Origin of the sequence: Streptomyces sp. CB01881 (assembly GCF_002953255.1) — a bacterium.
Lineage (GTDB): Bacteria > Actinomycetota > Actinomycetes > Streptomycetales > Streptomycetaceae > Kitasatospora.
Genome location: NZ_CP026498.1, coordinates 7,800,918 through 7,815,294, shown reverse-complemented (window position 1 = coordinate 7,815,294; position 14,377 = coordinate 7,800,918). Strand labels below are relative to the sequence as shown.

Genomic DNA, 14,377 nt, shown 5'->3' with positions numbered 1-14,377 from the left:
TCACACCCGCGTTGAGCGGCACGGCAACCACCGGAATAGGGCGGCCCCGCGCACTGCGTCCTCGCTGTGTTATTTCAAAAGGAATCTCCAACCCCAGAAGAATCTGAGGCCGGGGATGTCAACATATCTGGCGTTGACTTTTGGCACGCTGTTGAGTTCTCAAGGAACGGACACTTCCTTCGGACCGCCTTCCAGCGGGCCCTCCGGGCGCTTCGTTCTTTCGTGTTCCCAGCTTATCAGATCCTCGCGGCCGTTCTTACCGGCGTTTGTTTCTCTGAATTCCCACTGGGGGGATTTCCTGCAACTTCGCTCCGAAGCTTATCAAAGCTTTCGGTGTGCTCAGTTCCGGGATTTACCTCGTCGGAGGGCGCGTATTTGTGAAACACGCTCGCCTCGATTTGGCGGTGTCGTAGACACTAGCGCCTGAGTCAGGTCGTTGTCCAACCTGTCCCAACCGTTCAAATCTACTAGCCCACCCCAACCACGTCAATGGTTTTGCTGGGATGCGAGAAGAGTAGCAGGTCAGAGACCTGTGGATCACATCGGCTCAGGCCGCGACCGGCTGAAGGTCTGCCCGGTCGGCCGCATCCAGGTCACCGGTCTCGCCGGCCTCGGCGGCCTTGCGGCCCAGAACGAGGGCGTAGAGCAGGAACGCCACCTCGGCCAGCATGCCGATCGAGATGCGGGCCCAGGTCGGCAGGCCGGACGGAGTGACGAAGGCTTCCAGGACACCCGAGACGGCCAGCACGGTCGCGAGGCCGATCGCCATGCCGATGATGGCGCGGCCCTGTTCCGCCAGAGCGGTGCCGCGCGTGCGCGGCCCGGGGTCGATGATCGTCCAGCCGAGCCGCAGGCCGAGGCCGCCGGCCACGAAGACCGCGGTCAGTTCCAGCAGACCGTGCGGGATGAGCAAGCCGAGGAAGATGTCCAACCGGCCTGCGGAGGCCATCAGCCCCACGCCGAGTCCCAGATTGAGGACGTTGGTCCACAGCACGTAGAGCACGGGGATGCCCAGCGCGACGCCGTAGAGCAGGCACTGCACCGCGATCCAGGCGTTGTTCGTCCAGACCTGGGCCGCGAACGAGCCGGCGGGGCGGTCCGAGTAGTACGCCTCGTACTCGCCGCCGGGCCTGGTCATCTCGCGGATCGTCTCCGGCGTGGCCAGGCTGTTCCGGACCTCCGGGTGGGTTGCCACCCACCAGGCGACGAGGGCGGTGCCGAGCAGGGAGAGGACCGCGATCGGCAGCCACCAGCGACGCGAACGGTAGAGCGCGGCCGGGAAGCTCACGGTGTAGTAGCGCGCGACGTCCCGCCACCCGCTGCTGCGGCTGCCGGTGACGGCGTCCCGCGCACGGGAGACCAGGCTGGTGAGCCGGCCTTCCAGCGTGGGGTCGGGCGCGGCGGCCTGGACCTTGGCCAGGTGGCCGGTCACGCGCTGGTAGAGGGTGACCAGTTCGTCCGCCTCCTCACCACTGAGCCGACGGGTCCGGGCGAGGGCGTCCAGCCGTGCCCACTCCCCCTGGTGGGTGGCGACGAAGACGTCCAGGTCCATTCGGCAGCTCCATGGTCGGCGCGGGGCGCGCGGGCAGGCGGGTGCGGACAGGTGCGCCCAGCATGCCAGGGAGGGGAAAGCAGCCGGGCGGCCGGGACCGCCCTTCGCCGAGGGTTTTCCCGAAGGCCTTCCCGAGGGGTTCCCCCGGCGGCATCCCTGAGGGCATGTCCGAGGACTGCTCCGGGGACTGCTCCGAGGGCCGGTCCGACGGCCGCTCCGACGGCCAGGGGCCTCCCTTCCCGAGTGGCCGCGCCGCCCCGTATGTTGACGACTGCAGATCACGGGATCGTGGGGGCCGATCCGACGGACGCTCCCTCCCCGGATCTCGGACCATGAACCACGGACCATGAACCACCGACGGGAACGGACGGGTGTCTTGAGCGACCTGGTGACGGGTGAGGCGGTCGTCCTCGGCCTGCGCACGGCGAAGCTTCCGAGCCGGGCGCTGGCGGTCACGCTGGACCTGGCCGTGCAGGGCGCCGCGCTCCTGGTGTCCTCCCTGGTGCTGAGCTTCGCCCTGGTCGACCTCGACCCCGCCGCCCTTGCCGCCCTGATGCTCGGGCTCATGGTCTTCTTCCTGGTGGCCGTGCCCGTCATGGTCGAGACCTTCACCCGCGGCCGCTCCCTCGGCAAGGCCGCCCTCGGTCTGCGGGTGGTGCGCACGGACGGCGGTCCGGTGCGGTTCCGGCACGCCCTGGTGCGCGGGCTGGTCGGCTTCTTCGAGCTGATCGTGCTGAGCGGCGTTCCGGCGACGATCTGCTCGGTGGTCTCGGCGGACGGCAAGCGGCTCGGCGATGTCTTCGCGGGGACCCTGGTGGTCCGCGAGCGGGTGCCGGGCGGCAGCGGCGGCGCCGTGGTGAACCCGCTCCCGCCGGTGCCCCCGCAGCTGCTGCAGGCGATCGGCGGCGAGCTGGTCGCGCTGGACCTCTCCGCCGTGCCGGAGCCGCTCTGGCTGGCGATCCGGCAGCTGCTCGGCCGGGTCGGCCAGCTGGACCCGGCGGTGGCGCACCAGATGTCCGCCCGTCTGGCCGACGACCTCGCGGCCCGCACCGGCCACCCGGTCCCGTACGGGCTGCACCCGGCCGCCTACCTCGGAGCGGTTCTGACCGAGCGTCAGCGGCGCGAGTGGACCAGGGCGCAGGGCTACGCGTTCCAGCAGCAGGCTCAGGCCCACGCTCAGGCTCAGGCCCACGCTCAAGCCCAGGTTCCATCCCCACGCCCCGCTCCAGCCTCAGCCGCAGCCCCACCTGCCAACCCCGCCGACCGCCCCGGCCCCGGGCACCCCCGCCCCGGCCGCAGCGCCGCCGACCGCCCAGGCCGTGCAGGCGGCCCCGGCCGTGCAGCCCGTGCAGCCCGTGCAGCCCCCCGCCGCCCCGCAGCAGGCCCCCGCCACCGGCTTCGCCCCGCCCGCCTGACGCCGCCCCGCTCGCCGCGCCCGGCGCGCCCCGCGCCGCCGCGGCGCCACGCCCCGCGCGCTACCCCCCGAACTCCACCGGCCAGGCGTTCGGCGGCGACTCCAGCTCCTCCAGCTCCACCCCGGCCGCGGCCAGCACCACGTCCCCGGCCAGGTGCACCACCTGCTGCTCGCCCGTCTCCAGGTCCGCCACCTGGTACCGCTCGACCAGCAGTGGGCCGGAGTCCGTCTCGTGGGTGTCCACGCCCTCCAGCAGCCAGCCCTGGTCGAAGGTGCGCGGCGCCAGCACCGGCTCGGTGAACGCGACCAGCCGGACCTTCGCGCTCGCGCCCTCCCGCAACCGCAGCAGCCGCGCGGTGGCGACCAGGAAGGCCGGCGAGCGACCGGCGAAACCGTGGGCCCGGTCGTGTCCCTCGACCGTGTGCTCCCCGCCCGGGTCGGCCGCGTCGGTGCGCACCCAGGCCACCCCGTCGACGGCCCCGCCGCGGACCTGCCAGCCGCCCGCGCGCAGCTCCATCCGCAGCGGCCTCGCCCGCGAGTCGAGCGTCAGGTCGACCGTGCCGAGCACCTGGCCCCCGGGGCCGTACGTCTTGGAGACGTACCGCCAGCCGGCCGGGCCGGGCGCGCAGCTGAAGCGCTCCTCGCCGAGCAGCACGTGGTCATGGGTGTCGTGGAGCGAGTACCGGCCGTTGGGCATGCCCCGAAGCCTATGCCGCACCGTCCGGCCGACCCGCATGCAACCTCGCGGGCGGCGCCCGCATCAGGGAGGCAGGCGGCACGGCGAACGTGCCGCGGGAAAGGAGCGCCCATCGATGGCGAAGCAGCAACGCGACGCCGAGTTCACGGAGTTCGTCGCCTCCAGGGCGGCATGGCTCCGTAAGGTGGCCTACCTGCTCTGCACCGACTGGCACCGCGCCGACGACCTGGTGCAGGAGACCGTCACCAAGCTGTACGTGCACTGGAACCGGGTGTCCGGGGCGGAGAACACGGACGGCTACGCCAGGACCGTCCTGGTGAACACCTTCCTCGCCGAGCAGCGCTCCCCCTGGGGGCGGTGGACCGCCCGCCGCCGTGGCGACGGGGCACTGCCGGAGGCCGCCGTCTCGGCGCACGACCTGGACGCCTCGGTCGACCTCCGGACGGCCCTCGCCGCACTTCCGCCCCGGCAACGGGCCACGGTGGTGCTCCGCTACTACTGCGACCTCACGGTCGAGCAGACGGCGGAGGCCATGGGCTGCTCGACCGGCAACGTCAAGAGCCAGACCTCCCGGGGGCTCGCCGCACTGCGCCGCCTCCTCGAACTGCGGCCGGCCGTGCCGGCGGAAAGGACCGTCTCGTGAACGACCACACCGACCCGGAGCACACCGACCCGACCGAGGTCCGGCTGACCGCGGAACTCGCGGCACTGGCCGACGCGCCGGCTCCGGCCGCCCGGATGGACACCGCCTGGGCACTGCGCGCGGGCCGTTCCCGGCTGCGGCGTCGGCGGCTCGGGGTGCTGGGCGCCGCGGCGGCGGTCGCGCTCGGCGCCACCCTGCTGAGCGCGACGCTCCCCGGCGGACACCCGGGCCAGGTCGCGGCGGCACCCGCTGCGAGCCCGACCGCGGCCCCCAGCGCCCTTCCCCCGCTCGGCCCCGACACCGGCCGCTCCCCGCTGCCGACCGGGGCGTCCTTCGGCTGGCTGCCCGAGGGTTTCAACGAGGCGGCCTACAACCTCGGCTTCAGCGGGCAGCCCGACGCGTCCCAGGTCAAGGTCTTCGGCCCCCAGCAGACCGGGCCGAACGCGCTCGCGTCCAACCGCCAGCTGATCTTCCTGACCCTCTTCGCGCCCGGCGAGGTGCCCACCGTCGGGACGACGCCGACCGGCCAGCAGCTGTACCGGGTGGACGCCGCGCCGGTGAACGGGAGGCCGGCGTACTGGGTCGGCACGGGGCCGGACAACCCGGCCGGGCCCGGGAACGACCGCACTCTCCGCTGGCAGACCGCCGACGGCCGGTGGGCGCAGCTGCACGGCTCCTACATGAGCGACGCCGACGACGTGCTCAACAAGCTGCACCGGGTCGCCGAGGGGGTCAAGGTGGCTCCGCAGGCCGTTCCGCTGCCGTTCAGGATCCACGACGTCCCCGCCGGCTTCACGCCGTCCGGTGCGTCCTTCTACTACGGTCCCGAGGCCTCCGTCGGCTACCCCTGGTCGGCCTCCGTCAACTACAACTCGGGCGGCGACCAGATCGCGGTCTCCGTCCAGCCCGACGTCACCCCGGTCACCGGGTGGTGGGACAGCCCGCTCCAGGCCGGGGCCACCCAGCAGCAACAGCCCACCTGCGTCGTCGCGTCCGGTCTGAAGCTGTGCGCGACCTCGTTCCAGGGCGAGGCCCCGTTCGCCTCGGTCGGCGGCTTCGCCGGCTGGCTGGGCCACTTCACCTCGCTCGGCACCGACCCGGCCGCCTGGACCACCGAGGTGCTCGGCTGACCGCTCCTGGACACGCCGGTGGCCGGCGCCCCCGCGAAGGGGACGCCGGCCACCGGACGGGTGCTCAGTAGCGGTACTGCTCCGGCTTGTACGGGCCCTCGACCGGGACGCCGATGTAGTCGGCCTGGTCCTTGGTCAGCGTGGTCAGCTTCACGCCCAGGGCGTCCAGGTGCAGCCGCGCGACCTTCTCGTCGAGGTGCTTCGGCAGCACGTAGACGCCGATCGGGTACTGCTCGGTCTTCGTGAACAGCTCGATCTGCGCGATCGTCTGGTTCGCGAACGAGTTCGACATCACGAAGGACGGGTGGCCGGTCGCGTTGCCCAGGTTCAGCAGACGGCCCTCGGACAGCATGATGATGGTGTGGCCGTCGGCGAAGCGCCACTCGTGGACCTGCGGCTTGACCTCGGTCTTCACGATGCCGGGCAGCTTGGCCAGGCCCGCGATGTCGATCTCGTTGTCGAAGTGGCCGATGTTGCCCACGATCGCCTGGTGCTTCATCTTCTCCATGTGCGAGGCAAGGATGATGTCCTTGTTGCCCGTCGTGGTGATGAAGATGTCCGCGATCGAGACGACGTCCTCCAGGGTGGTGACCTGGTAGCCGTCCATCGCCGCCTGGAGCGCGCAGATCGGGTCGATCTCGGTGATGATCACGCGGGCGCCCTGGCCGCGCAGCGACTCCGCGCAGCCCTTGCCCACGTCGCCGTAGCCGGCGACGACGGCGACCTTGCCGCCGATCAGCACGTCGGTGGCACGGTTGATGCCGTCGATCAGCGAGTGGCGGCAGCCGTACTTGTTGTCGAACTTCGACTTGGTGACGGCGTCGTTGACGTTGATCGCCGGGAACAGCAGCTGGCCGTCACGGTGCATCTCGTACAGGCGGTGGACACCGGTGGTGGTCTCCTCGGTCACGCCCTTGATGGTGGCGGCGACCTCGGTCCACTTGTTCGGGGTGTCCTTGAGGGTGCGGTTCAGCAGCTCCAGGATGATCCGGAACTCGTCGTTGTCCGCGGTGGACGGATCCGGAGCGGCACCGGCCTTCTCGAACTCGACGCCCTTGTGGATCAGGAGGGTGGCGTCGCCGCCGTCGTCCAGGATCATGTTCGGGGTCTGGCCGTTCGGCCAGGTCAGCGCCTGCTCGGTGCACCACCAGTACTCGTCCAGCGTCTCGCCCTTCCAGGCGAAGACCGGCACGCCCTGCGGGTTCTCCGGGGTGCCCTCCGGGCCGACCGCGATCGCGGCGGCCGCGTGGTCCTGGGTGGAGAAGATGTTGCACGAGCACCAGCGGACCTCGGCGCCGAGGGCGGTGAGGGTCTCGATCAGCACGGCGGTCTGCACGGTCATGTGCAGCGAGCCGGTGATCCGGGCGCCGGCCAGCGGCTGCGAAGCGGCGTACTCCGCACGGATGGACATCAGACCGGGCATCTCGTGCTCGGCCAGCTGGATCTCCTTGCGCCCGAACGGCGCCAGGGAAAGGTCGGCGACCTTGAAGTCACCGGTGATGTCGGTCGACATGCGTCTGCTCCTCGCTGATGGGGTGGGGCATGGCCAAGGTCCTCAGGGTGCGTCACAGCGCGGCGGGCCGCACGGGTGCGCGGCAACGCCGGACGGGCGGATCCGCGGTGGGACCGGCCTCCTGCTGCTCAGCACATTCCGTCGGAGGACCTCTCTCCCTCGACCGGCGCGCGCCCTGGGGCACGAGCCGCCGATCGACCGCCATCAGCAGCGACGTTCTGGCTCTGGTGACGAATCTACACCGGCGGCCCCGGGACCAGGCCCGGTACGACCGGATTCGGCCGCCGGTCCCGGTCGGGAGGGGCTCAGTGCGCGCCCGGCACCGGGCCGCCGGGGGTGGCGTACGGGTCGTCGCCCGCGGCCTCCTTCTCGGCGCTGTAGATGTCCGGCTCCAGGTAGATCACGCGGGCGATCGGGACGGCCCGGCGGACGCGCACCTCGGCGGCGTCGATCGCGTCGGCCACCTGCGCCGCGGTGTCCTCGGCGTTGACCGCGATCTTGGCGGCGACCAGCAGCTCCTCGGGGCCGAGGTGCAGGGTGCGCATGTGGATGACGCGGGTGACGGTGTCATGGTCCACCAGGGCGTCGCGGATCTGCGCCACCACCTCGTCGTGGGCGGACTCGCCGATCAGCAGCGACCTGGTCTCCAGCGCCAGCACGAGCGCGATGGCGATCAGCAGCAGACCGATCGACAGGGTGCCGATGCCGTCCCAGACGCCGTCCCCGGTGATCGCGGTCAGGCCGACGCCGAACAGCGCCAGCACCAGGCCGATCAGCGCACCGGTGTCCTCCAGCAGGACGACCGGCAGCTCCGGCGCCTTGGCCCGGCGGATGTAGGCGGGCCAGCCGTGCGTGCCCTTGTCCTTGACCGCCTCGCGGAACGCCGTGAAGAAGGACCAGGCCTCCAGCGCGATGGCGAGGACCAGCACGCCGACCGGCCAGTACCAGTTCTCCAGCTCGTGCGGGTGGGCGATCTTCTCGTAGCCCTCGTAGACGGCGAACATGCCACCGACGCTGAACAGCACGATCGAGACCAGGAAGGCGTAGATGTAACGCTCGCGCCCGTACCCGAAGGGGTGCTCGGGGGTGGCACGGCGCTGCGAGCGCTTGCCGCCGACCAGCAGCAGCACCTGGTTGCCGGAGTCGGCCAGCGAGTGGACGCCCTCGGCCAGCATCGAGGAGGAGCCGGAGAACGCAAAGGCCACGAACTTGCTGACTGCGATCCCCAGGTTCGCGGACAGGGCCGCGACCAGGGCCTTGGTACCGCCTTCGGTGCTCATGCTCGGGATGGTCCCTCCGCCGGGGGCCGTACAGCCCGCGCTCAGTCGTCGTCGAGCGCATACGGTACCGGGCCGCCCTGTCCGCCTTCAGGACTGTGCGGCTGCGAGCCCCAGGTAGACGGCCGCGAAGTCGGTCAGCGCGACCAGGTCGGCCAGCGCGTGCAGCGGATCGGGCCGGGCGCTGGCGTACTCGGTGATCCGGACGTCGTGGGCCTCGGCCAGCCGGTGCGCGCGGGCGGCGCCGAAACTGCGCGGGCCCTCGTCGTCGGCCGGCACCTCGGCCGGGCCGGCGTCCTCCTCCGCTCCCCCGGCACCACCCCCGCCACCACCGGCCGGGGCCGGGACGTGTCGCAGCAGCAGCACCTGGAGGTGCAGCGGGTCCGGCTCCTCGACCCGGTCTCGGAAGAAGTCGTCGGGGTCGGCTCCCGCGCCGAGCTGCCCGGTGAACATGCCGCGGTGCGCGGTGAGCACCTGCGGCAGCTGCCCGGCCAGCGCCGGACGGCCGGCCCGCTCGGCCAGCTGCGCGGCGAACCGGGTGACGGCCGCCCCCGCCACCGGGCCCTCGGCCCAGAGCAGCGGGACGGTGCCGGCCAACCGGGCGGCCAGGCCCTTGGCCGGGTTGGTGTACGCGGCGGCGTCCGGCCGGCAGCGGACGGCGGATGCGTCCAGCAGGTCGGCGGTGGCGGCGAGCGCGTCGTACGGCAGCTGCGTGACGCCGAGCTTCTGGGTGAGCGCGAGCAGCGGGGTGAGGTGGGCCCAGAGCGCGGCCGGGTCCTCGGCCGGCAGGTCGGGCTCGGCGGCCGCCCCGGACGGCGGCGCGCCGTCGTCCGGCAGGTTCGGCGGGACGTACGGCAGCGGCAGGGCGCGCACCTGGAGGGCGGCCTCGGCGAGCGGGCTGCCGGCCGGGGCGGTGACCACGATGGCGCAGCCGCGGGCGTAGGCCTGCTCGGCGAGGGCGATCAGGCCCTGCTCGCCGCCGGCGGCGGAGCTGACCACCAGCAGGTCGAGCGGGCCGGCCCAGCCGGGGAGCTGCCAGGCCAGCCCGGCGGTGAAGACGGGCGGGGCGGCGGCCCGGTCGGTGCGCGGGACGTACGCGGCGTCGGTCGGCTCCAGCGGGGTGACCAGGGTGGCGGTGCCGGCCAGGGCGGCCAGGATCCCGGCCGCGGTCAGGGCGCTGCCGTGACCGGCGACCAGCACCGTGCGCGGGCGGCCGTCGGGGCGCAGCCGGTCGACGCCGGCCGCGTCGGCGAGCCGCAGTGCGGTGCGCACCCGGGCGCCGGCACCGGCCAGGGCGAGCAGGGCTCGGTCGTGGTCGGCGCGCTGGAGGGCGGCCGGGTCGTCGAGCAGGGTGTCGTCGAGCATGCGGCGGGCCTCCGGCTGCTGGCTGGGCGCTGAGGGCTGCGGGGTCGGGATACGGGTGTCCGCCCCAAGGATCAGGCCGGGCGGCGGGCCTCGTCCACCAGCAGCACCGGAATGCCGTCGCGGACGGGGTAGGCGAGGCCGCAGTTCTCGCCGGTGCAGAGCAGCTCGGGGTGGTCCTCGGTGCCGCCCTCGGTGAGCGCGGCCCGGCACTGCGGGCAGACCAGGATCTCCAGCAGGAAGGATTCGAGCTTCATGGCGTTCGGGCTCCCAGTCTCAGGATGGCAGGGGTCGGAGGGGTGGCACGGCAGTGCCCCGGCCGAGAGGAAACCCTACCGGCCGGGGCACCACGGGCGTGCGTCAGGCGCGTGCGCGAGGACGCGTGCGTCCGGACCGGGTCCGGGCCGCGCGCGTCCGGGCCGCGTCCGTCAGGCGCGGACGATGGCGAGCACGCCGTCGCGCAGCTCGGCCATCCTCGCCGGGTCCTTGGCCTCGACGTTGAGGCGCAGCAGCGGCTCGGTGTTGGAGGCGCGCAGGTTGAACCACCAGTCCGGGCCGGCCACGGTGAGGCCGTCCAGCTCGTCCACCGTGGTGCCTTCCAGGCCGGCGTAGGCGGCGCGGACGGCGGCCGAGCGGTCGGCCTGGTCGGCGACGGTGCTGTTGATCTCGCCGGAGGCGGCGTAGCGGTCGTACTCGGCGGTGAGCGCCGAGAGGGTGTCCTGCTGCCCGCCGAGGGCGGCCAGCACGTGCAGCGCGGCGAGCATGCCGGTGTCGGCGCGCCAGAAGTCGCGGAAGTAGTAGTGCGCGGAGTGCTCGCCGCCGAAGACGGCGTCGGTCTCGGCCATCTCCTGCTTGATGAAGGAGTGCCCGACGCGGGTGCGGACCGGCTTGCCGCCGAGCTCGCGGACCACCTCGGGGACGGTCCAGGAGGTGATCAGGTTGTGGATGATGGTCGGCTCGTCCTCGCCGGCGGCCCGGGCGCGGGCGATCTCGCGCGCGGCGACCAGGGCGGTGATCGCGGACGGGGAGACCGGCTCGCCGCGCTCGTCGACGACGAAGCAGCGGTCGGCGTCGCCGTCGAACGCCAGGCCGAGGTCGGCGCCGACCTCGCGCACCTTGGCCTGGAGGTCGACCAGGTTCTTGGGGTCGAGCGGGTTGGCCTCGTGGTTGGGGAAGGTGCCGTCCAGCTCGAAGTACATCGGGACGAGCTCGATCGGCAGGCCGTCGAAGACGGTCGGCACGGTGTGGCCGCCCATGCCGTTGCCGGCGTCGACGGCCACCTTGAGCGGGCGGATCGCGGTGAGGTCGACCAGGCCGAGGAGGTGGTCGGCGTAGCCGCGCAGGGTGTCCTGGGTGGACAGCCCGCCGGGCTTCACGTCGAGCGCCGGGACGGTGACGGTGTCGTCCTCGCCGGTCCAGGACTCGACCAGCTCGCGGATCTCGGCGAGGCCGGTGTCCTGGCCGACCGGGGCGGCGCCGGCCCGGCAGAGCTTGATGCCGTTGTACTGGGCCGGGTTGTGGCTGGCGGTGAACATCGCACCGGGCAGGTCGAGCCGGCCGCTGGCGTAGTACAGCTGGTCGGTCGAGCAGAGGCCGATCTCGACCACGTCGGCGCCGTACGCGGCGGCGCCCTCGGCGAAGGCCCGGCTGAGCGACGGGGAGGAGGGCCGCATGTCGTGGCCGACCACGATCGCGGACGCTCCGGTGACCTGCACGAACGCGGCGCCGAAGGCGCGCGCGAGGCTCTCGTCCCACTGGTCCGGGACCACGCCTCGTACGTCGTACGCCTTCACGAGCTGCTTGAGGTCGCGCACTGCGGCTCCACCCTGGTTCTCTGTCTGATCGGCGGGCTGGTCGCCCATGGTCACGATACGTCCGAGTGCGGCACCGGTGAGTGCCCGGACAGGGGGGCAGCGTACCGGGAGGCGGCGGACGGCCGGTCCGCGGCGTGGGTGGGGGACGGCCGGGCCGGGGCTCAGTTGTCGGGCGAGCGCAGCACGCGCAGGTGCCCACGGCGGCCGGCCTCGGTGGACTGGCCCCCGGAGCCGCGCCCCTGACGGGGGGTCTGCGGGCGGGCGGCCTCGCGGACGGCGTTGGCGAGCGCTTCGAGGTCGTCGCTGCTGCGGCGCAGCGGGCCGGCCTCGGCGGCGAGCCGGACCACCTCCCAGCCGCGCGGGGCGGTGAGGCGCTCGGCGTGCTCGGCGCACAGGTCGTAGCAGTGCGGCTCGGCGTAGGTCGCGAGCGGGCCGAGGACGGCGGTGGAGTCCGCGTAGACGTACGTCAGCGTCGCGACGGCCGGTCGGCCGCACGCGGTCCGCGAACAACGACGTACAGAGCTCACGAGGGTGGACGGTACAGCACTCCCCGCCGGGGAGCGAAGACCGCCTGCCCGGAGGGTGTGCCGTGTCGCGGTCCGCGCGCCTCAAAGACGCGTCCGCCACGGTCGGCGGACGCTTCGCACGGCGCGCCCCTCCCGTGCCTCGCCAGCTCCGCCCGCTCTGGTGTGCGCCTGCCGCCCCGGGCGTTTCGGCGTCGGGGTGGTCCACTTCCGACCGTCCAAGGACTACCCTCGGCAGTGATATGGACAGCTCTGCACCGCAGTCATCGACGGGACCTTCGCGCCGCCCCCGGCACCGCGACCGGCACGGCCGGGGTCTGCGCGGCCCGCTGGCGCCTCCGCAGGTGCCGATCTCGCTCACCCGCTCCGAGTTGTTCGACGACTACGTGCGGGAGTCCGTGGAGCGCCTCGAACGGCGTTGGCCGCAGTTGATCGAGGTGGAGTTCGCCGTCCAGGAGGTGCCGCTGCACGAGGCGGACGGGCCGGACGCGGACGGCGGGGTGCCGCTGGGCCGGGTGTCGCCGGGGCAGCAGGGGCGGAAGAGTCAGATCGTGGTGTACCGGCGGCCGGTGGAGATCCGGGCGAAGTCCCGGGAGGACCGCGCGGCGCTGGTGCACGAGATCCTGATCGAGCAGGTGGCGGAGTTGCTGGGGCTGTCGCCGGACGCCATCGACCCGCGCTACGACGAGGACTGAGCCACCGACGACGAGGGGGCGGTACCCGCAGGCCGGGTACCGCCCCCTCGTCGTCGTCGTCGCGTCGGGTCAGCGCAGCACGACGCCCGGGTCCTGGGCGGCCTGCGGGACCTTGACGCTGCTGCGGTCGTCGCGCAGTGCCTGGACGGTGAACATCGGCACGTCCTTGGTGGTGATCGCCAGCATCCGGGCGGCCGCGACCGGCCCGCCGGAGACGGTCTCCACGGTGAGCGCGAAGCTGCCGTTCAGCCCGCCGGGCTCGGGCGCCGGGATGGCGACCGTACCGCCGGCCGGCAGCTGGACGTCCTTGCTGACCGGGGTGCCGCCGCCGGTGCCGGCCGAGGCGGTGACCTTGACTGTGGCGGCGTCGCCGGTGGAGGTGAGGAAGAGCGTGCTCGCGCCGCCGCCCCGGTTGTCGGCCACTGTGGCGCGGGCGCCGACCGGGACGGTGCCGGTCAGCCAGGCCGCGTCGGACTTGCCGTTCTGGCCGGCGCGGTCGACCCGCAGGCCGGCCACGACCGGGGTGGCGTGCTTGTCGTCGCTGGGCGACAGCCGCAGGCCGGCCACCTCGTCGCGGGTGACCTTGCCGAGGTCGACGGCGGCCACCAGGCCGGCCTTGACGTGGATGGACTCGTTGCCGGCCGGGGTGAACCAGCCGTTCTTGCCGGAGAGCTGGATCTTCAGGTCGGCGTCGTCCTCCGGCGGTGCCCAGACCACCAGGTGGGCACCGGCGGTGTCGGCCGGCAGGCCGGGGAGCACCTGGGTGGGCGCCGGGTCGGCCGAGGCGGGGATCCAGTCGGCGCCCTTGCTGCCGTCGGCCGCGTGCAGGGCGGCGCCGACCCGGCCCGTGCGGGCCACCACGTGCACGGCGAGGTCGGCGACCTGGCCCTTGCTGATCGTCGGCAGCAGGACGGACTGCGAGCTGCCGGGGGCGACGGTGATGCCGTTGGCCGCGTCGTTCTCGATCAGGCCCTTGTCGCCGTACAGCTTGATGTCGACGACGGCGGCGGTGTTCTCGGTGTTGACCAGGCTGACGTAGTCGGTGCGGTCGCCGGCCGTGCTGGCGCCGGCGAACCAGAAGCCGGTGCCGGCCGGGGTGCAGGTGATGCCGGACAGGCCGAGCCCGCGCTGCTCGGTAACGGTGGTGGTCTGGGTGACGGTGAAGCCGGGCGCGAGCGCGCCGGTGGCGACCGCCCCGGTGCCGGGCGCGGTGTCGCCGTTGGCCGCGGGGCCGGTCACCGGGGTGCCGGGCTTGGCCAGGGTCAGCCTCGCGTCGCTGGGCACGCCGCCCTTGGCGGGGGCGGGCGCGCCGGAGGCGGACGGCGCCGGGGTGGCCGGGGCCGCGGACGGCGCGGCCGAGGGTGCGGCGGGGGCGGCCGCGTCGCTGATCCAGCCGGCCCCTGCGGCGGCGCCGTCCACCGCGGCCGCACCGCCGGGCGGGGTGTAGGCGGTGAGGCTGGTCGAGCCGGTCAGGCCCTGGAGCGGCTGCGGGCAGACCGCGCCCGTCCGCTCGACCTGCGCCGAGGTGGCGGCGCCGCCCTGGTCGGCCGCGGCCGGTGCGGCCGGCGGGCGCAGCTCGGCGATGCCGAACACCACGGCGAGCACGGCCGCGGCGGCCAGCAGCGACTGGGTGGTCTTCGTCCCCCCGGACGACCGGGGGGCACCGGCGGGGCCGGCGGAGAACGCGGCGCCGTCCGCCGGCGGTGCGCCGTCCTGGTCCTTGGACCTCTTCTTGAACGCGGGCTTCTTCATCGCG

At 73.4% G+C, this 14,377-nt stretch carries 12 protein-coding genes and 1 pseudogene; 4 read left to right on the top strand and 9 right to left on the bottom strand.

Translation table 11 applies throughout. The annotated features are described in order from the left end of the window. Positions 1-547: 547 nt before the first annotated feature. Positions 548-1,552, bottom strand: a complete 1,005-nt coding sequence (locus tag C2142_RS24180; RefSeq protein WP_148644581.1) for a stage II sporulation protein M — start codon at positions 1,550-1,552, stop codon at positions 548-550. Between the two features lie 346 nt (positions 1,553-1,898). Here C2142_RS24180 and C2142_RS42010 point away from each other — a divergent pair. Continuing rightward, positions 1,899-2,297 (top strand): annotated as a pseudogene (locus C2142_RS42010) (RDD family protein); the annotation flags it as partial. 730 nt (positions 2,298-3,027) lie between these two features. On the opposite strand, the gene C2142_RS24170 reads toward C2142_RS42010, so the two are convergent. Beyond that, positions 3,028-3,663, bottom strand: coding sequence for a hypothetical protein (locus C2142_RS24170; RefSeq protein ID WP_194235801.1), 636 nt, complete (start codon positions 3,661-3,663; stop codon positions 3,028-3,030). Between the two features lie 115 nt (positions 3,664-3,778). Here C2142_RS24170 and C2142_RS24165 point away from each other — a divergent pair, with 115 nt between their 5' ends. Together C2142_RS24165 and C2142_RS24160 are read left to right on the top strand one after the other, a co-directional pair. Then, entirely contained in the window at positions 3,779-4,306 is a 528-nt protein-coding gene (locus C2142_RS24165; protein ID WP_148644579.1) for a SigE family RNA polymerase sigma factor, read from the top strand. Next, entirely contained in the window at positions 4,303-5,436 is a 1,134-nt protein-coding gene (locus C2142_RS24160; protein WP_148644578.1) for a hypothetical protein, read from the top strand. Before C2142_RS24165 ends, C2142_RS24160 begins: the two co-directional genes overlap by 4 nt. Before the next feature lie 64 nt (positions 5,437-5,500). Here C2142_RS24160 and ahcY read toward each other — a convergent pair whose 3' ends face one another. The 6 genes from ahcY to C2142_RS24130 all read right to left on the bottom strand — a co-directional run bounded on the left by ahcY (position 5,501) and on the right by C2142_RS24130 (position 11,929). Next, positions 5,501-6,949, bottom strand: coding sequence for an adenosylhomocysteinase (gene ahcY / locus C2142_RS24155; RefSeq protein ID WP_148644577.1), 1,449 nt, complete (start codon positions 6,947-6,949; stop codon positions 5,501-5,503). Positions 6,950-7,254: 305 nt separating this feature from the next. Continuing rightward, positions 7,255-8,229: a cation diffusion facilitator family transporter gene (locus tag C2142_RS24150; RefSeq protein ID WP_148644576.1), complete on the bottom strand. Its 975-nt coding sequence runs from the start codon at positions 8,227-8,229 to the stop codon at positions 7,255-7,257. 87 nt (positions 8,230-8,316) lie between these two features. Next, positions 8,317-9,591, bottom strand: a complete 1,275-nt coding sequence (locus tag C2142_RS24145; protein ID WP_148644575.1) for an SIS domain-containing protein — start codon at positions 9,589-9,591, stop codon at positions 8,317-8,319. Between the two features lie 71 nt (positions 9,592-9,662). Continuing rightward, positions 9,663-9,845 (bottom strand): Trm112 family protein, encoded by a 183-nt coding sequence (locus C2142_RS24140; RefSeq protein WP_148644574.1) that lies wholly within the window; start codon positions 9,843-9,845, stop codon positions 9,663-9,665. 171 nt (positions 9,846-10,016) lie between these two features. Then, complete coding sequence (locus C2142_RS24135) at positions 10,017-11,450, bottom strand: phosphomannomutase/phosphoglucomutase (protein ID WP_148644573.1); 1,434 nt, start codon at positions 11,448-11,450, stop codon at positions 10,017-10,019. A 113-nt stretch (positions 11,451-11,563) separates the two neighbouring features. Beyond that, the gene (locus C2142_RS24130; RefSeq protein ID WP_148644572.1) at positions 11,564-11,929 is read right to left on the bottom strand and encodes a DUF3499 domain-containing protein; all 366 of its coding nucleotides are present in this window, start codon (positions 11,927-11,929) and stop codon (positions 11,564-11,566) included. Positions 11,930-12,168: 239 nt separating this feature from the next. Here C2142_RS24130 and C2142_RS24125 point away from each other — a divergent pair, with 239 nt between their 5' ends. Next, the gene (locus tag C2142_RS24125) at positions 12,169-12,621 is read left to right on the top strand and encodes a metallopeptidase family protein (protein WP_148644571.1); all 453 of its coding nucleotides are present in this window, start codon (positions 12,169-12,171) and stop codon (positions 12,619-12,621) included. Between the two features lie 69 nt (positions 12,622-12,690). Here the strand turns inward: C2142_RS24125 and C2142_RS24120 are convergent, their stop codons facing one another. Then, positions 12,691-14,373 (bottom strand): DUF5719 family protein, encoded by a 1,683-nt coding sequence (locus C2142_RS24120; RefSeq protein ID WP_148644570.1) that lies wholly within the window; start codon positions 14,371-14,373, stop codon positions 12,691-12,693. Positions 14,374-14,377 lie beyond the last annotated feature (4 nt).

Bases quoted from the DNA above. Each gene is read 5' to 3' on its own strand.
- C2142_RS24180 (WP_148644581.1), bottom strand. From the start codon at position 1,552: ATGGACCTGGACGTCTTCGTCGCCACCCACCAGGGGGAGTGGGCACGG.
- C2142_RS24170 (WP_194235801.1), bottom strand. From the start codon at position 3,663: ATGCCCAACGGCCGGTACTCGCTCCACGACACCCATGACCACGTGCTG.
- C2142_RS24165 (WP_148644579.1), top strand. From the start codon at position 3,779: ATGGCGAAGCAGCAACGCGACGCCGAGTTCACGGAGTTCGTCGCCTCC.
- ahcY (WP_148644577.1), bottom strand. From the start codon at position 6,949: ATGTCGACCGACATCACCGGTGACTTCAAGGTCGCCGACCTTTCCCTG.
- C2142_RS24150 (WP_148644576.1), bottom strand. From the start codon at position 8,229: ATGAGCACCGAAGGCGGTACCAAGGCCCTGGTCGCGGCCCTGTCCGCG.
- C2142_RS24145 (WP_148644575.1), bottom strand. From the start codon at position 9,591: ATGCTCGACGACACCCTGCTCGACGACCCGGCCGCCCTCCAGCGCGCC.
- C2142_RS24140 (WP_148644574.1), bottom strand. From the start codon at position 9,845: ATGAAGCTCGAATCCTTCCTGCTGGAGATCCTGGTCTGCCCGCAGTGC.
- C2142_RS24135 (WP_148644573.1), bottom strand. From the start codon at position 11,450: ATGGGCGACCAGCCCGCCGATCAGACAGAGAACCAGGGTGGAGCCGCA.
- C2142_RS24125 (WP_148644571.1), top strand. From the start codon at position 12,169: ATGGACAGCTCTGCACCGCAGTCATCGACGGGACCTTCGCGCCGCCCC.
- C2142_RS24120 (WP_148644570.1), bottom strand. From the start codon at position 14,373: ATGAAGAAGCCCGCGTTCAAGAAGAGGTCCAAGGACCAGGACGGCGCA.